The organism is Aeromicrobium sp. WCS2018Hpa-31 (assembly GCF_031843905.1).
GTDB lineage: Bacteria > Actinomycetota > Actinomycetes > Propionibacteriales > Nocardioidaceae > Aeromicrobium.
The window spans coordinates 16,665-37,937 of sequence record NZ_JAVTJF010000010.1 but is presented as its reverse complement, the minus strand read 5'-3'; the positions used below and the strand labels follow the sequence as shown (position 1 = coordinate 37,937).

Here is a 21,273-nt window from a genome sequence, read left to right as displayed (position 1 = left end):
CCGATGAGAGGACTCTCATGCGCGGGTCCGCACCGGTCACGCACCTCAGAGCAGGGGTCGCAGCGGGGTGAGCAGCAGCTCGCACGCGCGGGCCACGAACGGCCGCGACTGCCACTGCTCGAGGGTGAGCTCGCGGCAGTTCTCCAGGTCGGTCTCGAAGACCCGCTCGAGGTGCTCGGCGAGGTTCGGGTCGATCACCTCGAGGTTGATCTCGTAGTTGCCCGTGAGGCTCAGTCGGTCGATGTTGGCGGTGCCGACCGTCGACCAGTGGCCGTCGATCGTCATGGTCTTCGCGTGCACCATCGCGTCCTGGTACAGCTGGATCCGCACGCCGTGCCGCAACAGCTCGCCGTAGAACCCGCGCGACAGCCAGTCCGCCACGACGTGGTTGCTGATCTCGGGCACGATGATCGTCACCTCGACGCCCCGTGACCGCGCGTCGAGGAGCGCCCGCAGGATGTCGTGGTCGGGGATGAAGTAGGCCGCCGTGATGTGCACGTGGTGCCGCGCACGGTCGATCGCCTCCAGGTACATCCCGCGGATCGGGAACACCAGCTGCTGCGGGACGTTGCGGTGGGCCCGCACGGTCGGCTCCCAGCTGGCCTCGCCCAGTGGCTCGATCCGCACCGGGTGGCGGTCGTTCCAGAAGTCGATGAACGCGTTGTCGAGGTCCCACACCGCCGCGCCCTCGACCTTCAGGTGCGTGTCGCGCCACTGCGTCGCGTAGAGCGACCCGACGTTGTAGCCGCCCACGAAGCCGACCTGGTCGTCGACGACCAGGATCTTGCGGTGGTCACGGCCCCACCGGCGGGGGTTGAACGGCTGCAGCCCGGAGTTCAGGACGGGGAACCGCAGCACGTGCACGCTCGGCGGGAAGCGCAGGAAGGACCGCGGCACGACGAGGTTGGCGAACCCGTCGTAGATCACGTGCACGTGGACGCCTCGCTCGGCAGCGGCCACGAGCTCCCGCTTGAACTCGGCACCGACCTCGTCGGCCTTGAGGATGAAGGTCTCGAAGAGCACACGGGTCCGGGCGCCACGGATCGCCGCCAGCATGTCGGCGTAGAGGTCCTCGCCGTAGGTGTACGTGGTGGCGTGGTTCTCCTGTCCGACGGGCAGCGTCAGCGGCGCGACGGTCGGGAAGGGCTTCTGCCCTCCGGCGCGCAGGATCTTGCGCACCTTGGTCGTGAGCATCAGGCCCGAGACGATCCCGACGACGGAGAGGAACCAGGTCTGCAGGGGGCGCCAGAGGAGACCTCGGGTCGAGATGCGAGCCACGGCGTCACCCTAGGACATCGTGCGAACGGCGCGTCCTCGTTCGGTGCCGCTCACACGAAGACGGCGACCGCCCGCGCGTCGGGGCCGCGCTGCTCGTAGAGCGCGAGGAAGGCCCCGTCGGGCGCGAACAGCGCCACCGGGCCGTCGTGACCGAGGACCGTGCCGGTCAGCGCGCGCCCGAACCTCACCTCCTGGGCGGCGGACTCGTCGAGGTCGATCGACACGAACGCCGCCCGCGCCGCAGCGTCGAGATCCACGTGGGTCCACGAACGCTCGAGCTCCTCGAGCGTGCTGGCGACGTCGAGGCCGAAGCCGCCCACCCGGGTGCGCCGCAGCATGGTCAGGTGGCCGCCCACCCCGAGCGAGGCGCCGAGGTCGCGTGCGAGCGCGCGGACGTAGGTGCCGCTGGAGCACACGACCCGGACGTCGACGTCGACCACGGGGGTGCCGTCGACGTCGACGTGGCGCACGTCGGTGACCTCGAAGGTCGAGACCGTGACCGGCCGCGCCGCCAGCTGGACGTCCTCGCCGGCCCGGACCCGCGCGTAGGACCGCTTGCCGTCGACCTTGATGGCCGAGACCGCGGTCGGCACCTGCTCGATGTCGCCGGTCAGCGGCAGCACCGCGGCCCGGACGTCGGCCTCGCCGATGCCGGAGGCGTCGACCTGCTCGAGCAGGTCCCCCTCGGCGTCGTCGGTCACGGTGGTCTGCCCCAGCCGCATCGTGGCGAGGTACTCCTTGTCGGCCAGCTGCAGGTGGCCGAGCAGCCGCGTCGCACGTCCGACCCCGAGCACGAGCACACCCGTGGCCATCGGGTCGAGCGTCCCGGCGTGACCGACCTTGCGGGTCCCGGCCAGGCGTCGGGTGCGCGCGACGACGTCGTGCGACGTCCACCCTGCGGGCTTGTCGACGACGACCAGCCCCACGGGGCTCATGCGCGTCCGTCGTCCTCGTCGTCCTCGTCGGACGACTCGTCCGTGCGGGGCTGCTTGTACGGGTCGGGGTCGCCGGCGTACTGCGCGCCGGCCGACTCCGCGGCCACGCGCTCGTCGATCTCGCGCGCCCTGGCCAGCAGGTCCTCGATCTGGCGTGCCGTCTCGGGCACCGCGTCGAGGAAGAACTCGAGCGTCGGCGTGTGGCGCGTCCCGAGCTGCTTGCCGACCTCGGCCCGCAGGAGCCCGGTGGCGCTGCGGAGCGCGGCGCCGGTGTCGGCGATGGCCCGCTCGTCGCCCATGACGGTGTAGAACACCGAGGCGTTCTGGTTGTCACCGGTGAGCCGGACGTCGGTGATGGTCACGAAGCCGAGACGCGGATCCTTGACCCGACGCTCGAGCATCTGGGCGATGATCACCTTGATGCGGTCAGCGAGCTGCTGGGTGCGCTGTCCGGCCATGATTCCTCCGCGTTGTCGTGAGTGGTGAAGGCCCTCGACAGGCTCGGCCGGCGGCGCCGGCCGAGCCTGTCGAGGGATCGGACATCAGGCGCGCGGCTTCTCGCGCAGCTCGAACATCTCCACGACGTCGTCGATCTTGATGTCGCCGTAGCCACGGAGCACCAGACCGCACTCGAAGCCCTCGCGGACCTCGGACACGTCGTCCTTCTCGCGCCGCAGGCTCGAGAGGTCGAGGTTGTCGGCCACCACGGCACCGTCGCGCAGCAGGCGAGCCTTGGCGTTGCGCCGCAGCGTGCCGCTCGTGACCATGCAGCCGGCGATGTTGCCGATCTTGGACGAGCGGAAGATCTCGCGGATCTGCGCCGTGCCCAGCTGGACCTCTTCGAACTCGGGCTTGAGCATGCCCTTGAGGGCCGCCTCGATCTCGTCGATCGCCTGGTAGATCACCGAGTAGTACTTGATCTCGACGCCCTCGCGGTCGGCGAGCTCGGTGGCCTTGCCCTGCGGCCGGACGTTGAAGCCGATGATGACGGCGTTCGACGCGGCAGCCAGGTTGACGTCGGTCTCGGTGATCGCACCGACGCCGCGGTCGATGACCCGCAGGTCGACCTCCTCGCCGACGTCGATGTTGGCGAGCGCGTCCTCGAGCGCCTCGACCGAGCCGGAGCCGTCACCCTTCAGGATGAGCAGCAGCTCGTCGGTCTCCCCCTTCTCCATCGAGGACATGAAGTCCTCGAGGGTCCGGCGACCACTGCGCTTGGCGAGCAGTGCGTTGCGCTCGCGCGCCTCGCGCTTCTCGGCCACCTGGCGAGCCAGGCGGTCGTCGGCGACGACCATGAAGTTGTCGCCGGCGCCGGGAACGGCGGTGAGGCCGAGCACGAGCGCGGGACGCGACGGCGTGGCCTCCTCGATGTTCTCGCCGTGCTCGTCGAGCATCGCGCGGACACGACCGAAGGCCGGTCCGGCGACGAGCGAGTCGCCCACGCGCAGGGTGCCGCGGTGCACCAGCACCGTGGCGACCGGGCCGCGACCGCGGTCCAGGTGCGCCTCGATGACCAGGCCCTCGGCGTTCTGCGTCGGGTTGGCGCGCAGGTCCAGCTCGGCGTCCGCCGTCAGCACGACGGCGGCGAGCAGGTCCTCCAGGCCCGTCCCGGCCTTGGCCGAGACGTCGACGAACATCGTGTCGCCGCCGTACTCCTCGGGCACGAGTCCGTACTCGGTGAGCTGACCGCGAGCCTTGGTCGGATCGGCGTCGGGCTTGTCGATCTTGTTGACCGCGACGACGATCGGCACGCCGGCCGCCTTCGCGTGGTTGAGCGCCTCGACCGTCTGCGGCATGACGCCGTCGTCGGCCGCGACCACGAGAATCGCGATGTCGGTCGCCTGGGCACCACGGGCACGCATGGCCGTGAAGGCCTCGTGACCGGGGGTGTCGATCAGGGTGATGCGACGCTCGTCGCCCTCGACCTCGGTGGCGACCTGGTAGGCGCCGATGGTCTGTGTGATGCCACCGGCCTCCTTGTCGACCACGTTGCTGGAGCGCAGCGCGTCGAGGAGCTTGGTCTTGCCGTGGTCGACGTGACCCATGACCGTGACGACCGGCGGCCGCGCGATGAGGTCCGCGTCGTCGCCCTCGTTCTCGCCGAACTCCAGCGAGAACGACTCGAGCAGCTCGCGGTCCTCGTCCTCGGGCGAGATGACCTCGACCGTGTAGTTGAGCTCCTCACCGAGCAGCTGCAGCGTCTCGTCGTTGGCCGACTGGGTGGCCGTGACGACCTCGCCCAGGTGGAACAGCACCTCGACGAGCGATGCCGCGTCGACGCCGATCTTGTCGGCGAAGTCGCTCAGCGACGAACCGCGGGTGAGACGGATCGTCTCGCCGTTGCCCTTGCGCACACGCACGCCGCCGATGGCGGGTGCCTGCATCTGGTCGAATTCCTGACGCTTCGCGCGCTTGCTCTTGCGTCCACGTCGGACCGGACCACCGGCGCGACCGAACGCGCCCTGCGTGCCACCGCGGCCACCGGGACGGTTGCCGCCGGGACGACCACCGGGGCCACCGAAGCCGCCACCGCCGCCGGGGCGACCGGCGAAGCCGCCGCCACCGCCACCGCCGGGACGACCGCCGGGAGCGCCGCCACCACCGGGTCGGCCACCGGGACCGCCGGGACGGCCACCGGGACCACCACGGCCACCGGGGCCGGGACGGGAGCCGGCCAGACCGGACTGCTTGGGCATCATGGCCGGGTTGGGACGCGGCATGCCCGGGCGACCGCCCGGCGCGGGAGCCGCTCCACCCTCACGGGCGGCCGGCGGGCGCGGGGGACGGTCCTGCTGCATGCCCTGGCGCGACGAGAACGGGTTGTTGCCCGGACGGGCACCGCCACCGCGCGGTCCCGGACGGGGTCCGGGAGCGGGCTTCGGGCCGGGCTGCGCCGCAGGCGCCTCCGGAGCGGCCTCGGCCGCCGGGGCCTCCGGCTCGGCCGGACGACGCGGACCGGGACGCGGACCGGGTGCCGGCGCGGCCTTGGGCGCCGCCGGGGCAGGAGCCTCGGCGGCGGGCTCGGCCGCTGCGGGCTGCTCGACGGGCGCGGGCGCCTCGGGTGCCTTGGTCTCGGCCTGGGCCGGTGCCTCCGGCTTGGCCGCAGGCGCCTTCTTGGCAGCCTTCTTCGCACCCTTGTCGCGCAGGGTGTCGCCGTGCTCCTCCTTGAGGCGGCGGACGACCGGCGCCTCGACGGTGGACGACGCGGACTTCACGTACTCACCCATGTCCTTCAACGTGGACAGGATGTCCTTGCTCTGGACTCCGAGCTCTCGTGCGAGCTCGTGGACTCTGACAGCCACTGTTCTCCTTCAGGGGGGTCCGCCCGCCCTGAAGGAGGTGCGGACCCTAGTTGACGTGCAGGCTCATCGGTTGGTTCTCATCGAGAGCTCATGAGCGGTTGCTCCGTTTTCGGGTCGTGGGGCCGGGTGGCCCCCTGGATCGGTGTCACTGGTGCGTGGTGCGGTCGGCGACGGCGTCGAGCAGCGTCAGGTCGAGTGGTCCCTCCAGGCGGAGGGCCCGGCCGAACGCCTTGCGGCGACGTGCCAGCTCCAGGCACCGAGGGTCGGGGTGCAGGTGCGCCCCTCGCCCCGGCATGGACCGCCGTGGATCGGGCGTGACGACCGTGATCGTCTCCCCCGGGACCGCGACGAGTCGCACCAGAGCGGTCACTGCGTCGCGCGACCGGCAGCCGATGCACGTGCGAGTGACCAGGGTCGAGTCTACCCCGTCCGCGCTCATGCTCCGTTCTCGGGCCTCGACGCACCGGACGGGCGCGCTGGACCCCCGGCCACGGAGGGGTCCTCGGTGTCGGAACGGATGTCGATGCGCCAGCCCGTGAGCTTCGCGGCGAGGCGGGCGTTCTGGCCCTCCTTGCCGATCGCGAGCGAGAGCTGGAAGTCGGGAACGACCACCCTCGCCGCGCGAGCCTGCTCGTCGACCACCGTCACCTGCTTGACGCGCGACGGCGAGAGCGCGTGACCGATGTACGCAGCCGGCTCGTCGCTGTAGTCGACGATGTCGATCTTCTCGCCGTGCAGCTCGTGCATGACGTTGCGGACGCGCTGGCCCATCGGTCCGATGCAGGCGCCCTTCGCGTTGACCCCGGCCGCCTTGGCGCGCACGGCGATCTTCGTGCGATGCCCGGCCTCGCGGGCCACGCCCATGATCTCGACCGCACCGTCGGCGATCTCGGGCACCTCCAGCGCGAACAGCAGGCGCACCAGGTTCGGGTGCGTGCGCGAGACCTTGACCCGCGGCCCACGCATGCCCTTCTCGACCTCGTACACGTAGGCCTTGATGCGCTCGCCGTGGGCGTACTTCTCCTCAGCCACGCGCTCGGACGCCGGCAGCAACGCCTCGACACGGCCCAGGTCGATCATGACGTCACCGGGCCGGCTGCCCTGCTGGATGACTCCGGAGACGATGTCGCCGACCTTGCCGGAGAACTCGCCGAACTTCTGCTCGTCCTCCGCGTCGCGCAGACGCTGCATGATCAGCTGGCGCGCCACTGCGGCGGCGAACCGGCCGAAGTCCTCGGGGGTGTCGTCGAACTCCTCGGAGAACCGCGGCGGGGCCGGGGTGGCGGTGGGAGCGGGTGCCGGCCGGGCAGCGACGGTCGCGTCCGTGTCAGCCGCTGCGTCCTCGGCCGCACCCTCCTGCCCGGTCTCCGCCGAGGTCCCGGTGTCGGGCGCGGTCTCGGGCTGGGCCTGCGGCTCGGGCTCGAGTCGCTCCTTCGCCCAGACGGTGACGTGGCCGCTCGCGCGGTCGAGCACGACCCGCGCGTGGGAGTGGGCGTAGGGCGTCTTGTGGTAGGCCGACAGCAGTGCTGTCTCGATGGCCTCCACGACCACCTCGAAGGAGATGTCCTTCTCGCGTTCCAGCGCACGCAGTGCGCTCATGTCGATGTCCATCAGGAGTCCTTCTCGCGGTTCCGGTCGGTGGGGCGTGACGTGCCGGGCCGGCCCTGCGCCGGTCGTCGGGGCTGCTTGGAGCGACCCGTCGTGGGGGCCTTGGGGGCACCCAGCTCCGGCGTCACCAGGGCGCGGGCGACCTCGGAGTACTCCAGACGGCGCGACTGGCCCTTGACGGTGAGCTCGACGCCCGTCTCGTCGCTGCCCACGACCCGCCCCGTGACGGAGGGACCGTCGTGCAGCGTCACCGCCACCAGCCGGCCGGCGTTGCGCCGCCAGTGCCGGGGCTCGGTCAGAGGGCGGTCGAGGCCGCGCGAGGTGACCTCGAGCGTGTAGGGCTCCTCGCCCATGGCGCTGCCCTCGTCGAGAGCGGCGGAGACGACGCGCGTGGCGTCGGTGATGAGGTCGATCGGGACGCCACCGTCGGCGTCGACCGCGATCCTCAGGAGGCGCTTGGACCCCGAGCGGGACAGCTCCACCGCCTCCAGGTCCAGTCCGAGCGGCGTCAGCGCGCCTCGGACCTCGTCCTCCACGCGGTCGGCCTGCGGGTCCGCCATCTCGAGCAGCCTCCTGTGTTCTGTTGTCGACACGTCACGTGCGGCGAGCCGAGGGGACGGCCTGCCGCAGGCGACCACTCTAGCGGTCACGGACTAGGCTGCCGTGGTGGTCAGCCGTCGCGTCGTCGTGGGGTCCGGGCTCGCCGTCGTCGCGGCCGGGGCGGGCCTGCACGTGGCCGGACGCGACGACGACCTGCTGCGTGCCCTCGGCGCCCGCCCGCGCCCGATCCCGGACGCGTCGGACACCGCGCTGCTGCGGACGGCGGCCTCCGAGCAGGCCTCGCTGGTGAGCGCCGTCGAGCAGCTCGGCGGTGCCGACGAGACCCTGGTGGACGTGCTGCGCGAGCAGCTGGAGGCGCTGGGTGGCCCTCCAGGTGGCTCCACTCCCCCGGCGTCGGACATCACCGGCGGCGCTGGCGACGTGGCGCGTGCCGTCGCGGCCGCCGCACGACGCCGCGAGTCCGACGCGTTGACGGCGGTCTCCCCCGACCTCGCGCGGGTGCTGGCGTCGTTGGCCGCCGGCCAGGCCCAGGTCGCCCGGACCCTCGGACGCCGGGGCTGAGGGCGCGACCATGAGCACTCCGTCCCCGGTCGGCGCCCTCCAACGGCGCCTCGCCCTCGAGCACGAGGCGGTCTGGCTCGCCTCGCTGGTGGCCGGCCGCTTCTCGGCCCTGCGCGAGGCCGCGAGCGACGCCCTCGTCCGCCACCGTCGGTCGCGGGACAGCCTGATCGCCCGGGTCGCGGCGGCGGGCGCCACGCCGGTGGGCCCGCAGGCGTCCTACGGCACCGCACCGGCGACGGCCGACGACGCTCGGCAGCGTCTGGCCGACGTCAGCGACCGGCTGTGCACGGCCACCCTGCCGCTCGTGACGCTGGGCGGAGCCGGCGACCGCCGCGAGGCCCTGGCCTCGCTGCGTGCCTCCGCGCTGGAGTCCATCGACTGGGGCGCCTCCCCGACCGCGTTCCCCGGACTCGGCTGACCGGACTCGGCTGCCCCGGCCCGGCTGGCCGTGGTCCGTCGGGTCGATCAGCGGCACACGGCGCGCAGCTCGTCGACGAGGCCCGCGACCGGCACGTCGCGTCGCGATCCCGTCGCGCGGTCCTTCACCTCGACGACGCCGTCGGCCAGACCCTTGCCGACCACCACGATCGTGGGCATCCCGAGCAGCTCGGCGTCCTTGAACTTGACGCCGGGCGAGACCTTCGGCCGGTCGTCGTGGAGCACGGTGACGCCCGCCGCCTCGAGGTCGGCGACCAGCCGGTCGGCGGCCTCGAACTGCTCGGGCTGCTTGCCGGCCACGACCAGGTGCACGTCGTAGGGGGCGAGCTCGCGGGGCCAGACGATGCCGAGCTCGTCGTGCGAGCTCTCCACCACGGCCGCCACGGCACGGGAGATCCCGACGCCGTAGGAGCCCATCGTGACCGTCACGAGCTTGCCGTTCTCGTCGAGCACCTGGAGCCCGAGTGCCTGGGCGTACTTGCGTCCCAGCTGGAAGATGTGGCCCATCTCGATGCCGCGGGCCAGCTCGAGCGGCCCGGAGCCGTCGGGAGCCGGGTCGCCGGCGCGCACCTCGGCGGCCTCGATCGTGCCGTCGGGGGTGAAGTCGCGGCCGGCCACCAGATCGACGACGTGGGACCCGCGGACGTTCGCACCCGTGACCCACCGGCTGCCCTCGACGACCCGGGGGTCGACGAGGTAGCGGATGCCGCTCTCGGACTCCGCGCCCAGGGCAGCCGGACCGATGTAGCCCTTGACCAGGAGGGGGTGCGCGGCGAAGTCGTCCTCGGTGAACGGCTCGACCTCGGCGGGCGAGACCTGGGTCTCCAGGCGCTTGGGGTCGACCTCGCGGTCGCCGGGCACGCCGATGGCGAGCGGCTCGCGGCTGCCGTCGGGGTGCCGAAGCACCACCAGCACGTTCTTGAGCGTGTCGCCCGCGTGCCAGGGTCGGTCCTCGCGCGGGAAGTGCTCCTGCAGGTGCGCGACGAGCGTCTCGATGGTGGGCGTGTCGGGGGTCTGCTCGGCGTGCGCAGCGGGCGCGTCGTCGAGGGGCAGGGGGTCGGGCACCACGGTGGTGACGGCCTCGACGTTCGCCGCGTAGCCCCCGGGGGAACGCACGAAGGTGTCCTCGCCGACCTCGGCGACCGCGAGGAACTCCTCGCTGGCCGAGCCACCCATGGCCCCGGAGTCGGCGTGGACGATGACGTAGTCCAGCCCCAGCCGGTCGAAGATCCGGACGTAGGCCTCGCGGTGGGCCCGGTAGCTGGCCTCCAGGCCGGCGTCGTCGACGTCGAAGGAGTAGGAGTCCTTCATGACGAACTCGCGTCCGCGCAGGATGCCGGCACGGGGACGCGCCTCGTCGCGGTACTTCGTCTGGATCTGGTAGAGGCTCAGGGGCAGGTCCTTGTACGAGGAGTAGAGGTCCTTGACCAGGAGGGCGAACATCTCCTCGTGCGTGGGGCCGAGCAGCATGTCGGTCCCGCGACGGTCCTTCAGCCGGAACAGGTTCGGGCCGTACTCGACCCAGCGGTTGGAGGCCTCGTAGGGCTCACGCGGGAGCAGCGCGGGGAACCGCACCTCTTGCGAGCCGATGGCGTCCATCTCCTCGCGGACGATCTGCTCGACCTTGGCGAGCACCTTGAGTCCCAGCGGCAGCCACGAGTAGATCCCGGGCGCCACGCGACGCACGTAGCCCGCCCGGACGAGCAGCTTGTGGCTCGGGACCTCCGCGTCGGCGGGGTCGTCTCGCAGGGTTCGCAGGAACAGCTGGGACATGCGCATGGACCGACCCTATCGAGGGTGTCGGCGGCACCTCGCGCGCGAGGTGGCCCAGGGGTGGGGCCAGGGCGTGTCCTAGCCGCGGGACGCCTTGAGCGCGGTGCGCACGAGCGGGGCCTGCAGCGGCAGACGGGCGAGGGTGCCGACCTTCCACCCCGTCGACGCGCGCCGGCTGCGCACCGCGTCGGCCGCCATCTGCAGGTTCGCCGGGAACACCCCGACGAGCAGCGCCGCCGAAGCCGTCCCGCCCGCACGACGGGTGCGGGGGTGGGCGAGCAGGGCCGCGCACGCGATCTCCACCGCGCCGGAGCCCAGGACGAGCTCGCGCTTGTACGGCAGGGGCCTCGGGACCATCGACTCGAAGAGTGCCGGCTTCACGAAGTGGGCGACCCCTGCGGCGGCGAGGAGTCCGGCGAGCGCCTTCACGTCACGATCCATGCCCGCACCCTAGCGAGGTGACGCGTGGAAGGATCGGTCCCGGCCCTGCCGACCCGACCAGCCCAGGAGTACTCCATGACCGTCATCGCCACCCTCGAGCTCCGGCTGCGGCCCGACCGGCTGGACGACGCGCCGGCCGTCCTCGAGGAGGTGCTCGCCGAGACCCGGGCGTTCCCCGGCAACCACGGGGTCGAGGTGCTGACGGACGTCGAGGACCCCACGCACGTCACCGCCCTCGAGCGCTGGGAGAGCCTGGAGCACGACGACGCCTACCGCACCTGGCGGGCGGGCGACGGGCAGCGTCCCGCGCTGGCCGCCCTGCTGGCTGCGGCACCCGTGCTCACCCGGTGGAGCACGTCGGGCTGACTGCGGACGCCCTACAGCAGGATCGAGGCGAAGGTGTCGACCTGGCGCATCCCGACGCGGTCGTAGGTGGCGCGAGCCGGGGCGTTGAAGTCGTTGACGTAGAGCGTGACGTCTGGTGCGACGTCGCGTCGCACCAGACGCACGACCCCTGCCAGTGCCGGGGCTGCGATCCCACGGCCGCGGTGGTCCGGGTGCACCCACACGCCCTGGAGCTGGCACACCCCGTCGACCGCGGCCCCGACCTCGGTCTTGAACAGCACCTGGCCGCGCTCGATGATCGCGAACGCCCAGCCACGCGCGACGAGCTGCCCGACCCGAGCCCGGTAGCCGACGCTCCCGCCGGCCTCCGGGTCGATCCCGACCTCCTCGCGGAACATCGCGACGGAGGCGGGGTACAGCGCGTCGACCTCGTCGATCATGACGTGCCGGACCCGCGGGTCCGCCGGCAGAGCGGGGTCGTGGTCGATGGCGAGGAACGGCTGGTCGGCCCGGACCGAGCGCGCCGGGCCCCACAGCCCCTCCAGACGTGACCACAGCCGCAGCACCGCCTCCTGGGGCCCCACCAGCGAGGCACTACGGCGTCCGCCGGGGCCCGTGTCGGCGGCCAGGAGGTGCTCGGCGAAGCCGTCGATCGCCGCCGCGTCGGCCTGCACCGGGACGAGGTTGGCGCCACTGTGGCAGGCGGCGACGAGCACGCCGTCCCGGAAGCAGCCGAGGATCGACCCGCCGAGCAGCACGTCGCGAAGCCCGGTCTCCGCGACGCGGTGCCGGACGAAGAGGTTGGCTCGCGCGTCGCGGGCGGTGAGCCGCACGAGGTCGGGGACGTCACCGGGGGTCAGTGCTCGGACCACCTGGTCCCCAGGCACGGCGCCGGCACGCGCGTCGACCAGCTGGGTCATCGCGCACCTCCGTCCGTCCGCAGCACGGCGTGCCGAGTCCTCGTCAGCGTAGCGCCGGAGGTGATCCCACGCCGTCCTACGATGAGTCATGACGTCACCCGGTCCCCTCGTCGTCGGTCACGACGGCTCCCGCTTCTCCGACTCCGCCCTCGCCTGGGCGCTCGACCACGCCGAGGCCGCTGGTCTGCCCGTGCACGTCGTGCGCGCCTGGTCGATCTCCACCGCCGCGCGCCCGGCCGACGCCCGCCCCGGCTTCGTCCCGGGCGTCGACGAGCTGGGCCGCGCCACGCAGGCCGCGCTCGAGGCCGACACCGCCGAGGCCCGTGCGGCGCACCCCGACGTGCCGGTCACGCTCGAGGCCGTGCACGGCCCTGCGGACGACACCCTGCTCGAGGCGTCGCACGGCGCCACCATGGTCGTGATCGGCCCCCGCGGCCTGGGCGGCTTCGCCGGGCTGCTGCTCGGCTCGGTCAGCGACCGGCTGGTCCGACACGCGTCGTGCCCCGTGCTGGTGCTGCGCGGTCAGGACGACGCGTCCTCGCCGCGGTCACGGCCGATCGACAGCGTGGTCGACTAGCGGCGGTCGTCCGGGACTCAGCCCGACACGTCGACCGAGGCGGTGGCGCCCTCCACGGGCTCCATCGTCTCGGCGATGCGCATGGCCTCCTCGATGAGGGTCTCGACGATCTTGCTCTCCGGCACGGTCTTGATGACCTCGCCCTTGACGAAGATCTGACCCTTGCCGTTGCCCGAGGCGACCCCGAGGTCGGCCTCGCGGGCCTCGCCCGGTCCGTTGACGACGCAGCCCATGACGGCCACGCGCAGCGGGACCTCGAGGCCGTCGAGCCCGGCCGTGACCTGCTCGGCCAGCGTGTAGACGTCGACCTGCGCGCGACCGCACGACGGGCACGAGACGATCTCCAGCTTGCGCGGGCGCAGGTTGAGCGACTGCAGGATCTGGATGCCGACTTTGACCTCCTCGACCGGCGGTGCCGACAGGGAGACCCGGATCGTGTCGCCGATGCCGTTGCCCAGCAGGTGCCCGAAGGCCACGGCGCTCTTGATCGTGCCCTGGAACGCCGGACCGGCCTCCGTGACGCCGAGGTGCAGCGGCCAGTCGCCGCGCTCGGAGAGCAGCTCGTAGGCCTTCACCATGATCACGGGGTCGTTGTGCTTGACCGAGATCTTGAAGTCGTGGAAGTCGTGCTCCTCGAACAGCGAGGCCTCCCACACGGCCGACTCCACGAGCGCCTCGGGCGTGGCCTTGCCGTACTTCTCGAGCAGGCGCTTGTCGAGGCTGCCGGCGTTGACGCCGATGCGCAGCGAGACCCCGGCATCCTTGGCGGCCTTCGCGATCGCGCCGACCTGGTCGTCGAACTTGCGGATGTTGCCCGGGTTGACGCGCACGGCGGCACAGCCGGCGTCGATGGCCGCGAACACGTACTTCGGCTGGAAGTGGATGTCAGCGATCACGGGGATCTGCGACTTGCGCGCGATGTCGGGAAGCGCATCGGCGTCGTCCTGGCTGGGGCAGGCCACGCGCACGATGTCGCAGCCGGCGGCCGTCAGCTCGGCGATCTGCTGCAGGGTGCTGTTGACGTCGGAGGTGAGCGTCGTGGTCATGGACTGCACCGACACCGGGGCGTCGCCGCCGACGTCGATCGAGCCGACCTTGATCTTGCGGGTCTTGCGCCGCGGCGTGAGGACGGGAGGCGGCGCCTCGGGCATGCCGAGCGATACAGGGATGCTCACGAGATGCTCACCGGGTTCACGATGTCGGCGTAGATCAGGATGACGCTCATGACCATCAGGATGCCACCCACCACGTAGGCGACCGGCAGCATCCTCGCCACGTCGACGTATCCGGGGTCGGGACGCCTCCGCAGCCGCGCCCAGCCCCGCCGGATCGCCTCCCACAGCGCGCCCGCGATGTGACCACCGTCGAGCGGCAGCAGCGGGATGAAGTTGAACAGCGCCAGGAAGAGGTTCAGCGAGGCGAGCAGACCGAGGATCCGCTGCGCCCGCTCGGACCACGTGGGTTCGTCGACGGTGACCAGCTCGCCGGCCACGCGGCTCGCGCCGACCACGCTGATCGGTCCGTCGGCCGGGCGCTCGGCACCGAAGGCGGCCTTGGTGACCTCGACCATCCGCACCGGGAGGTGGGCGATGGCGTCGGCCGTGGCCACCACCTGCTCACCCATCACCTCGGCCACGGTGCCGGGTCCCTGGCGTTGCATGGCCTGGGTGGGCTCCACGCCGAGGAACCCGACCCGCTCGGTGCGCTCGGGGTCGTCGACCGACGCCCGGGCGAGGACCGTGGTGGGCACCTCCGCGGCGATCTCGCGACCGTCCCGCTCCACGACGATCCGCGCCTCGTCGCCACCGTTGCCGCGGATGAGCCCCGAGAGCTGCTCCCACGAGGTGATCCGCTCGCCGTTGAAGGAGACGAACCGGTCCCCCGGCTGGAGACCGGCCTGCTTGGCCGGCGTGACGGGGTCGGCGTCGGTGCACGTGCGACCGGCCTCGGCGTCGGTGATGGCACAGTCCGAGACCGCCGCCACGGTGGTGGTGGGGGTGAGCGCGCCGAAGCCCATGAGGACGACGGCGAACAGCACGACCGCGATGGCCACGTTCACCATGGGGCCGCCGGCCATCACGATGAGCTTCTGCCACCACGGCTTCTTGTAGAACAGCCGGTCGGCGTCGTCCTCGTCGACGAGCTCGTACTCGGCGTGGCGGGCGTCGCTCACCAGCTGGGTGAACAGGCCGGTGTTCGTGTCGCGGACGCGTTCGGGTGCCGCCGCTGCCCCGACGGGCACGTCCTCCTGCGAGCGCCGCTCCGGCGGGAGCATGCCGACGAGCTTCACGTAGCCGCCGAGCGGGATCGACTTGATGCCGTACTCGGTCTCGCCGCGTCGGAACGACCAGACGGTGTTGCCGAACCCGACGAAGTACTGGGTGACCTTGATGCCGAACTTCTTCGCCGGGTACAGGTGGCCGAGCTCGTGCAGGGCGATCGAGGCGATGACGCCGAGGACGAAGACGACGACGCCGAGGGCGTAGATGAGCCCGGTCACGCGCGGGTCCCGCCCGGTGCTGTCACGGTGTTCGATCGCATGGGAGCTTCCTCCACCAGGGCCCTCGCCCGGTCCCGGGCTCGGGTGTCGGCCTCGAGCACGAGGTCGAGGGTCAGGTCGGCGTGGGCGACGTCGGGGTCGTCGAGGTGCTCGGCCAGGACCGCTCCCACGGTGTCAACGATGCCAAGGAAGTCCAACTCTCCGGCCACGAAGGCGTCGACGCACACCTCGTTGGCCGCGTTGAGCACCGCCGGCGCCGTCCGACCGTGCTCCCCCGCCTGGCGCGCCAGCCGGACGGCGGGGAACGCGGTCTCGTCCAGCGGGAAGAACTCCCAGGCGGTCGGGGCGCTCCAGTCGCAGGCCCGGGCCGACCCGGGCACGCGCTCGGGCCAGGCCAGCCCCAGGGCGATGGGCAGGCGCATGTCGGGCGGCGAGGCCTGCACCATCGTGGACCCGTCGACGTACTCGACCATGGAGTGCACGACCGACGACGGGTGCACGACCACGTCGATGCGGTCGAAGCCGATGCCGAACAGCAGGTGCGCCTCGATCACCTCGAGACCCTTGTTGACGAGCGTGGCCGAGTTGATCGTGATGACCGGACCCATGTCCCACGTGGGGTGCGCCATGGCCTGCTCGGGCGTGACGTCGGCCAGCTCGTCGCGGGTCCGCCCACGGAACGGTCCACCGCTGGCCGTCACCAGGAGACGCTGGACGTCCTCGATGCGTTCGCCACGCAGGGCCTGCGCGATGGCCGAGTGCTCGGAGTCGACCGGAACGATCTGACCCGGTGCCGCGAGAGCGGTGACCAGGTCGCCACCGACGATGAGGGACTCCTTGTTGGCGAGGGCGAGCGTGGTCCCGGTGTCGAGCGCGGCCAGCGTCGGCCTGAGTCCCACGGCCCCGGTCATGCCGTTGAGCACGACGTCGACGTCGGCCCGGGCCACCTCGGTGGCGGCGTCCGGTCCGGCGAGCAGCTTCGGGAGGCGGTGGTCGCCCTCGGACCACCCGCGTCGCTTGGCCTCGGCGTAGAGCGCCAGCTGCACGTCCTGGGCGGCAGTGGCCCTGGCCACCGAGACCAGCTCCACCTCGTGCCGGATCGCCTGGGCGGCGAGCAGGCCCGGGTCCGAGCCGCCGGCTGCGAGCGCCACCACGTCGAACCGCTCCGGGGCGGCCTCGACCACCTCCAGGGCCTGGGTACCGATGGAGCCGGTGGAACCGAGAATGGCGACACGCTTTCGCATGTCGCCATTCTCTCTCACCGGCGCCGGGTGTCCCGCCCGGGCGCCGGAGGTCTCATCGCCGTCGGGTCACTTGACCTCGGACCGACGGATCAGCCAGATGCCGAGCGCCAGCGGGATCACGAACCAGATGACCCCGGACGTGCCCAGCTGTGCCCACTCCTCGCCGGTGAGGTTGCCCTCGAACAGCTTGCTCTGCGAGAAGTTGAAGTCGATCCACGGCTGCAGGTCCTTGAACCAGTCCTGGAACGCGGCCAGGATCCCGAACACGGTCGGCAGGACGAACCCGTACACGAAGTAGCCGACGATCGCGGCGGGCGTGTTGCGGAACAGCGCGCCGAGGGTGAAGCCCAGCAGCAGGCCCAGGATGTTGGCCAGCAGGATCGTGAGGAACTGGGTGAGCGTGACGTCCCAGTCGGCGTCGATCCCGTTGATCGCGGCGCCCGCGAGGTTGCCGACAGCGCCGATCGCGAAGGCCACCAGCACGGAGATGATGCCCACGAGCACCGAGGCGACGATCTTGGCGTTGATGATCGAGCCGCGATGCGGCACGAGCGTGAACGTCGTCAGGCCGCTGCGCTGGCTCCACTCACCCGTGACGGACAGGATCGCCACCACCGGCAGGAGGATGCCGAGCGGCACGCCGAAGGCGGTCGCGAAGACGGCGTAGGAGATGACGCTGTCGGGAGCGAACGCGATCACCGAGACGGCCGCGATCAGCGACAGCACGACGATGCTGATCATCAGCCAGCGACCGGCGCGGGTGTCGAACATCTTGCGCAGCTCGACCCGGACGAGCCGGGCGAACGGGATGCCGGGACGGTCGGTGGAGACCGACGCGGGCAGCGGGCTTGCGGTGGTGGCGCTCATGCCACGCCTCCTTCGGTGGTGGTCTTCTCGCGCTGGGTCGAGGACGTGAGCTCGAGGAACATGTCCTCGAGCCCCGCGCCTCCGGCGGGCCGGAGCTCGACGAGGGCGACGCCGGCCGCGAGGGCGGCCTGGCCGACCTGCTCGGCGCCGACGGCGACCTGCAGGCCGCCCTGGACGGCGGTGGGCTGCTGCCCGGCGCCCACGAGCGCCTTCTGCAGCTGCTCGTCGTCGACCGAGTGGACGAAGGTGGAGTCCGCTCCGCCGCGTGCGCGGTGCATGAGCTCGTCCTTCGTGCCCTGGGCGACGATCTTGCCGTGGCCGATGACGATGATCTCGTCGGCGATGATCTCGATCTCGTGCAGCAGGTGCGAGCTCAGCAGCACCGTGCCGCCGCGGTCGGCGTAGTGGCGCAGCAGGCTGCGCATCCAGTGGATGCCGGCCGGGTCGAGACCGTTGGCCGGCTCGTCGAGGATGAGCACCTTGGGATCGCCGAGCAGCGCGTTGGCGATGCCGAGCCGCTGGCGCATGCCGAGCGAGTAGTTCTTCACCCGGCGCTTGGACTCGGTGTCGCTCAGGCTGACGAGCTCGAGCATCTCGTCGACGCGGCTGCTGGGCAGACCCATCGTCAGGGCCGACAGGGTGAGGATCTCGCGGCCGGTGCGGCCGGCGTGCTGCGCCGAGGCGTCGAGGAGCACGCCGACCTGCGTGCCCGGGTTGGGGATGTCGCGGTAGTCGACGCCGTCGATGAGGGCCTGGCCGACGGAGGCCGGGGTGAGGCCGGTCATGATGCGCATCGTCGTCGACTTGCCGGCACCGTTCGGCCCGAGGAAGCCGGTGACGGCCCCTGGGCGACAGGTGAAGCTGACGTCGTCGACGGCGGTGAAGCCGGCGTACGTCTTGGTGAGGTTCTGGACCTGGATCATGGCTCCAGCCTGCCCGACCCGGACGCCGCTGCGCATCCGCCACGCAGCCACGATCGCGTCGCCGAAAGTATGAGCGTCCCCGGTCCGACGGGCGTGGTCCGTCCGTCTCCCGGTCGGTAGCGTGACGTCGGTGACCGACTCCCGCCCTCGTGGCACCGACCCCGTGAGCCGGTGGGGGCAGGTGTGGCGGCTCCTGCTCGTCATCGCCATCACGAGCCTGGCCTGGTTCGAGCTCGCGCCCTGGCAGCTGGAGAACGCGCCGAGCTGGTTCGCGGCCGACCTCGCGACCGGCGTGGTGGTCACGGTCGTGGCACTCCTCTGGCGGCGGCGCTTCCCGGTCGCGGTCGCGCTGCTCACCAACGTCGTGAGCGCCGTGTCCTTCACCTCCAGCGGGGCGGCCAGTCTCGCCCTGGTGTCCCTCGCCACCCGACGGCGGTGGCGGGAGCTGGTGCCGGTGACGCTGGTCGTCCTCGCGACGATCCCCTTCGTGGTGGCCGTGAACCCGGTACCCGGGCCGGATCCACGTGTCGACGCGGGCATCGTGGTCGTCGTCGTCGGCCTCCAGGTGGCGGTGGGGCTCTACGTCGGGTCCCGGCGCGAGCTGCTGGCCACGCTCCGCTCCAGGGCCGAGATCGCCGAGGCGGAGCAGGCAGCGAAGGTGGCACAGGCCCGCGGGGCCGAGCGCACGCGCATCGCCCGGGAGATGCACGACGTGCTCGCGCACCGGATCTCCCTCGTCACGATGCACGCGGGGGCGCTGGCCTACCGGGACGACCTCCCGCCGGAGCAGGTGCGCGAGGCCGCGCGCACGATCCAGGAGACGGCCCACCAGGCCATGACGGAGCTGCGGGGTGTCCTCGGCGTGCTTCGCGACGGCCCAGGAGACGCGGTCCCCGAGCTGCCCCAGCCGTCCGCGGGTGACCTGCGGATCCTCGTGGAGGAGTGGGCTCGTGCCGGGATGCGCGTCGACCTGTCGGTGGACGGGGACCTCGACGCTGTTCCCGACGCCCAGGGGCGCACGATCTTCCGCGTCGTGCAGGAGGGGCTCACCAATGCCCACAAGCACGCCACGGACACCGCCGTCTCGGTCAGCGTCGAGGCCGAGGCCGGCACAGGGGTGCGAGCGCGCGTGAGCAACCCGCTGCGCGTGGGCACCACGCAGGCGTCCGGACCACCCCCCGGCGCAGGCCTGGGTCTCGTCGGCCTGCGCGAACGCGTCGAGCTCGCCGGTGGTCGCCTCTCCCGGACCATCACGCCCGACCAGCGCCACACGCTCGAGGCGTGGGTACCGTGGCCGACGTGACCCGGCTGCTCCTCGTCGACGACGACGCGCTGGTGCGAGCCGGTCTGGCCCTCATGCTCGGCGGGTCCGACGAGCTCGAGGTCGTCGCCGAGGCGTCCAACGGCCGCGAGGCGGTCGCCCGGGTCCGCGAGGGCGACGTCGACGTGGTGCTGATGGACCTGCGGATGCCGGTGATGGACGGGATCGACGCGACCGCCGAGATCGTCGCCCTGCCCTCGGCGCCGCGCGTCCTGGTGCTGACCACCTTCGACGCCGACGACTACGTCGTGCGGGCCCTGGCCGCAGGGGCGCACGGGTTCCTCCTGAAGGACACCCCGCCGGCGCAGATCGTCGAGGCCATCGCCACGGTGATCTCCGGCGAGCCGGCGCTGTCGCCGGCGATCACCCGACGACTCATCGAGCAGGTGACGGACGGGTCGGGCGACGGTCGCGAGGCGCGCGCCGCCGAGCTGGTGGCCTCGCTGACCGACCGCGAGCGTGACGTGGCCCGGGCGATCGGGAGAGGCGCGTCCAACGCCGAGATCGCCTCGGAGCTGCACCTCAGCCTTGCGACCGTGAAGGCGCACATCTCCCACCTGTTCACCAAGCTGGACGCCGTGAATCGCGTGCAGGTGGCGATCACCATGCACGACGCGGGCCTCCTGTAGCGCACGGCACGTCGTCTGGAGGTGCCTGCGGCGACCCACCTCTCTAGCGTGGAGGCATGTCCTCGACGCTGACCGACCTGGCCGACACGATCCTCGACAAGACGGTGCTGCCCGGGTACTCCAGCATCGGACCGCGGCTGCGTCGCCGCTGGTGGCCGGCCGACCCCGAGCCCGACTCGCTCCGTGGGCGCCACGTGGTCGTGACGGGAGCGAGCGGTGGCCTGGGCGCCGCGGCGGCCGCGGGACTCGCCGAGCTCGGCGCCACCGTGCACCTGGTGGGACGCAAGGCCGACCGCCTGGCCGACGCCGCCCGTGAGATCCGCCGCTCGCTGCCGTCGGCCGAGCTCCGCGAGGAGGTGTGCGACGTCAGCGACCTCGACGACGTGCGCCGCTACGCGGAGCGTCTTCGGGCCGACCTCGGCGCGCTGCACGCGATCGTGCACGACGCCGGCGTCATGCCGACCGAGCGCACGGAGTCGGCGCAGGGTCACGAGCTGACGCTCGCCACGCACGTGCTCGGCCCGCTCCTGCTCACCGAGCTCGTCCGTCCGCTGCTCGAGGCGGCCGACGACGGGCGCGTCGTGTGGGTCTCGTCCGGAGGCATGTACACCGCCCCGCTCACCGAGGCACTCGTGGACGACCTGCAGTACCGCGAGGGCACCTACGACGGCGTGCGTGCCTACGCCCGCACGAAGCGGCTGCAGGTCGTCGTGGCCGAGCTGCTCGCCCAGCGGCACCCGCAGCTGCCGAGCCACTCGATGCACCCCGGCTGGGCGCAGACGCCCGGCATCACCGACTCCCTGCCCGGCTTCGCCAAGGTCCTGGGTCCGGTGCTCCGCACGGCCGCCGAGGGCGCCGACACCATGGTCTGGCTGGCCGCGGTGCCCACGTCGCGGACCGGGCAGGACGGGTTCTGGTGCGACCGCCGACGTCGCTCGCCGCACTACGCCCCGTGGCCGAAGGAGGACCCGGCTCTTCGGCGCCGCGTGTGGGACCGCGTGGCCACCTGGGCCGGACTCGATGTCGAGGGCTCCTGAGCCCTCCCCTGCC

The 21,273-nt window shown here is 72.1% G+C and carries 22 protein-coding genes; 7 read left to right on the top strand and 15 right to left on the bottom strand.

Annotated elements, in window-relative coordinates:
* Positions 1-45 precede the first annotated feature (45 nt).
* The 7 genes from RQG84_RS13790 to rimP form a co-directional block, all read right to left on the bottom strand.
* Complete coding sequence (locus tag RQG84_RS13790; RefSeq protein ID WP_055967429.1) at positions 46-1,278, bottom strand: phosphatidylserine/phosphatidylglycerophosphate/cardiolipin synthase family protein; 1,233 nt, start codon at positions 1,276-1,278, stop codon at positions 46-48.
* A 50-nt stretch (positions 1,279-1,328) separates the two neighbouring features.
* Positions 1,329-2,213, bottom strand: a complete 885-nt coding sequence (gene truB / locus RQG84_RS13785) for a tRNA pseudouridine(55) synthase TruB (protein WP_311210456.1) — start codon at positions 2,211-2,213, stop codon at positions 1,329-1,331.
* A complete protein-coding gene (gene rbfA, locus RQG84_RS13780) occupies positions 2,210-2,671 on the bottom strand; it encodes a 30S ribosome-binding factor RbfA (RefSeq protein ID WP_055967423.1) in 462 nt (153 codons plus the stop codon). The genes truB and rbfA overlap by 4 nt, the downstream gene beginning before the upstream one ends.
* An 84-nt stretch (positions 2,672-2,755) precedes the next feature.
* Positions 2,756-5,515, bottom strand: coding sequence for a translation initiation factor IF-2 (gene infB, locus RQG84_RS13775; protein ID WP_311210455.1), 2,760 nt, complete (start codon positions 5,513-5,515; stop codon positions 2,756-2,758).
* Positions 5,516-5,660: 145 nt separating this feature from the next.
* Entirely contained in the window at positions 5,661-5,954 is a 294-nt protein-coding gene (locus RQG84_RS13770; RefSeq protein ID WP_257727730.1) for a YlxR family protein, read from the bottom strand.
* Positions 5,951-7,126, bottom strand: a complete 1,176-nt coding sequence (nusA, locus tag RQG84_RS13765) for a transcription termination factor NusA (RefSeq protein ID WP_311210454.1) — start codon at positions 7,124-7,126, stop codon at positions 5,951-5,953. Before nusA ends, RQG84_RS13770 begins: the two co-directional genes overlap by 4 nt.
* Entirely contained in the window at positions 7,126-7,683 is a 558-nt protein-coding gene (gene rimP, locus RQG84_RS13760) for a ribosome maturation factor RimP (protein ID WP_311210453.1), read from the bottom strand. Before rimP ends, nusA begins: the two co-directional genes overlap by 1 nt.
* 106 nt (positions 7,684-7,789) lie before the next feature.
* Between rimP and RQG84_RS13755 the strand changes: the two genes are divergently transcribed.
* Entirely contained in the window at positions 7,790-8,245 is a 456-nt protein-coding gene (locus tag RQG84_RS13755) for a hypothetical protein (RefSeq protein WP_311210452.1), read from the top strand.
* 10 nt (positions 8,246-8,255) lie between these two features.
* Positions 8,256-8,663, top strand: a complete 408-nt coding sequence (locus RQG84_RS13750) for a DUF4439 domain-containing protein (protein WP_311210451.1) — start codon at positions 8,256-8,258, stop codon at positions 8,661-8,663.
* A 47-nt stretch (positions 8,664-8,710) separates the two neighbouring features.
* On the opposite strand, the gene RQG84_RS13745 is transcribed toward RQG84_RS13750, so the two are convergent.
* Positions 8,711-10,456: a proline--tRNA ligase gene (locus tag RQG84_RS13745; RefSeq protein WP_311210577.1), complete on the bottom strand. Its 1,746-nt coding sequence runs from the start codon at positions 10,454-10,456 to the stop codon at positions 8,711-8,713.
* A gap of 78 nt (positions 10,457-10,534) precedes the next feature.
* Positions 10,535-10,897, bottom strand: coding sequence for a hypothetical protein (locus RQG84_RS13740; RefSeq protein ID WP_056576918.1), 363 nt, complete (start codon positions 10,895-10,897; stop codon positions 10,535-10,537).
* A gap of 75 nt (positions 10,898-10,972) precedes the next feature.
* On the opposite strand from RQG84_RS13740, the gene RQG84_RS13735 reads away from it, so the two are divergent.
* On the top strand, positions 10,973-11,263 hold the full coding sequence (locus RQG84_RS13735; protein ID WP_311210450.1) for a putative quinol monooxygenase: 291 nt from the start codon (positions 10,973-10,975) through the stop codon (positions 11,261-11,263).
* 11 nt (positions 11,264-11,274) lie between these two features.
* Here the strand turns inward: RQG84_RS13735 and RQG84_RS13730 are convergent, their stop codons facing one another.
* Positions 11,275-12,162, bottom strand: coding sequence for a GNAT family N-acetyltransferase (locus tag RQG84_RS13730; protein ID WP_311210449.1), 888 nt, complete (start codon positions 12,160-12,162; stop codon positions 11,275-11,277).
* Between the two features lie 88 nt (positions 12,163-12,250).
* On the opposite strand from RQG84_RS13730, the gene RQG84_RS13725 reads away from it, so the two are divergent.
* On the top strand, positions 12,251-12,739 hold the full coding sequence (locus RQG84_RS13725) for a universal stress protein (RefSeq protein ID WP_257727738.1): 489 nt from the start codon (positions 12,251-12,253) through the stop codon (positions 12,737-12,739).
* Positions 12,740-12,756: 17 nt separating this feature from the next.
* On the opposite strand, the gene ispG is transcribed toward RQG84_RS13725, so the two are convergent.
* From ispG to RQG84_RS13700, 5 genes are all read right to left on the bottom strand, one after another.
* Positions 12,757-13,908: a flavodoxin-dependent (E)-4-hydroxy-3-methylbut-2-enyl-diphosphate synthase gene (gene ispG, locus RQG84_RS13720; RefSeq protein ID WP_055968544.1), complete on the bottom strand. Its 1,152-nt coding sequence runs from the start codon at positions 13,906-13,908 to the stop codon at positions 12,757-12,759.
* Positions 13,909-13,910: 2 nt separating this feature from the next.
* Positions 13,911-15,239: a site-2 protease family protein gene (locus RQG84_RS13715; RefSeq protein WP_311210448.1), complete on the bottom strand. Its 1,329-nt coding sequence runs from the start codon at positions 15,237-15,239 to the stop codon at positions 13,911-13,913.
* On the bottom strand, positions 15,236-16,483 hold the full coding sequence (gene dxr / locus RQG84_RS13710) for a 1-deoxy-D-xylulose-5-phosphate reductoisomerase (RefSeq protein WP_311210447.1): 1,248 nt from the start codon (positions 16,481-16,483) through the stop codon (positions 15,236-15,238). Before dxr ends, RQG84_RS13715 begins: the two co-directional genes overlap by 4 nt.
* A 66-nt stretch (positions 16,484-16,549) precedes the next feature.
* Positions 16,550-17,350 carry an ABC transporter permease subunit gene (locus tag RQG84_RS13705; RefSeq protein ID WP_055967388.1) on the bottom strand — a complete coding sequence of 267 codons (801 nt, stop codon included), beginning with the start codon at positions 17,348-17,350 and terminating at the stop codon, positions 16,550-16,552.
* Positions 17,347-18,273, bottom strand: coding sequence for an ATP-binding cassette domain-containing protein (locus tag RQG84_RS13700; protein WP_055967386.1), 927 nt, complete (start codon positions 18,271-18,273; stop codon positions 17,347-17,349). The genes RQG84_RS13705 and RQG84_RS13700 overlap by 4 nt, the downstream gene beginning before the upstream one ends.
* Before the next feature lie 130 nt (positions 18,274-18,403).
* Between RQG84_RS13700 and RQG84_RS13695 the strand changes: the two genes are divergently transcribed.
* Genes RQG84_RS13695 through RQG84_RS13685 form a run of 3 tightly spaced genes read left to right on the top strand, consistent with a single transcriptional unit; the run spans position 18,404 to position 21,260 of the window.
* Complete coding sequence (locus tag RQG84_RS13695; RefSeq protein ID WP_311210446.1) at positions 18,404-19,576, top strand: histidine kinase; 1,173 nt, start codon at positions 18,404-18,406, stop codon at positions 19,574-19,576.
* Entirely contained in the window at positions 19,573-20,223 is a 651-nt protein-coding gene (locus tag RQG84_RS13690; RefSeq protein ID WP_311210445.1) for a response regulator transcription factor, read from the top strand. Before RQG84_RS13695 ends, RQG84_RS13690 begins: the two co-directional genes overlap by 4 nt.
* A gap of 56 nt (positions 20,224-20,279) precedes the next feature.
* Entirely contained in the window at positions 20,280-21,260 is a 981-nt protein-coding gene (locus RQG84_RS13685) for an SDR family NAD(P)-dependent oxidoreductase (protein ID WP_311210444.1), read from the top strand.
* The last annotated feature ends 13 nt before the right edge of the window (positions 21,261-21,273 follow it).

Excerpts from the sequence above, each read along its gene's own strand:
- nusA (WP_311210454.1), bottom strand. The coding sequence starts at position 7,126 with ATGGACATCGACATGAGCGCACTGCGTGCGCTGGAACGCGAGAAGGAC.
- rimP (WP_311210453.1), bottom strand. The coding sequence starts at position 7,683 with ATGGCGGACCCGCAGGCCGACCGCGTGGAGGACGAGGTCCGAGGCGCG.
- RQG84_RS13725 (WP_257727738.1), top strand. The coding sequence starts at position 12,251 with ATGACGTCACCCGGTCCCCTCGTCGTCGGTCACGACGGCTCCCGCTTC.
- truB (WP_311210456.1), bottom strand. The coding sequence starts at position 2,213 with ATGAGCCCCGTGGGGCTGGTCGTCGTCGACAAGCCCGCAGGGTGGACG.
- RQG84_RS13770 (WP_257727730.1), bottom strand. The coding sequence starts at position 5,954 with ATGAGCGCGGACGGGGTAGACTCGACCCTGGTCACTCGCACGTGCATC.
- RQG84_RS13700 (WP_055967386.1), bottom strand. The coding sequence starts at position 18,273 with ATGATCCAGGTCCAGAACCTCACCAAGACGTACGCCGGCTTCACCGCC.
- RQG84_RS13740 (WP_056576918.1), bottom strand. The coding sequence starts at position 10,897 with ATGGATCGTGACGTGAAGGCGCTCGCCGGACTCCTCGCCGCCGCAGGG.
- RQG84_RS13685 (WP_311210444.1), top strand. The coding sequence starts at position 20,280 with ATGTCCTCGACGCTGACCGACCTGGCCGACACGATCCTCGACAAGACG.
- RQG84_RS13705 (WP_055967388.1), bottom strand. The coding sequence starts at position 17,350 with ATGAGCGCCACCACCGCAAGCCCGCTGCCCGCGTCGGTCTCCACCGAC.
- RQG84_RS13745 (WP_311210577.1), bottom strand. The coding sequence starts at position 10,456 with ATGTCCCAGCTGTTCCTGCGAACCCTGCGAGACGACCCCGCCGACGCG.
- dxr (WP_311210447.1), bottom strand. The coding sequence starts at position 16,483 with ATGCGAAAGCGTGTCGCCATTCTCGGTTCCACCGGCTCCATCGGTACC.
- RQG84_RS13730 (WP_311210449.1), bottom strand. The coding sequence starts at position 12,162 with ATGACCCAGCTGGTCGACGCGCGTGCCGGCGCCGTGCCTGGGGACCAG.
- RQG84_RS13735 (WP_311210450.1), top strand. The coding sequence starts at position 10,973 with ATGACCGTCATCGCCACCCTCGAGCTCCGGCTGCGGCCCGACCGGCTG.
- RQG84_RS13750 (WP_311210451.1), top strand. The coding sequence starts at position 8,256 with ATGAGCACTCCGTCCCCGGTCGGCGCCCTCCAACGGCGCCTCGCCCTC.
- rbfA (WP_055967423.1), bottom strand. The coding sequence starts at position 2,671 with ATGGCCGGACAGCGCACCCAGCAGCTCGCTGACCGCATCAAGGTGATC.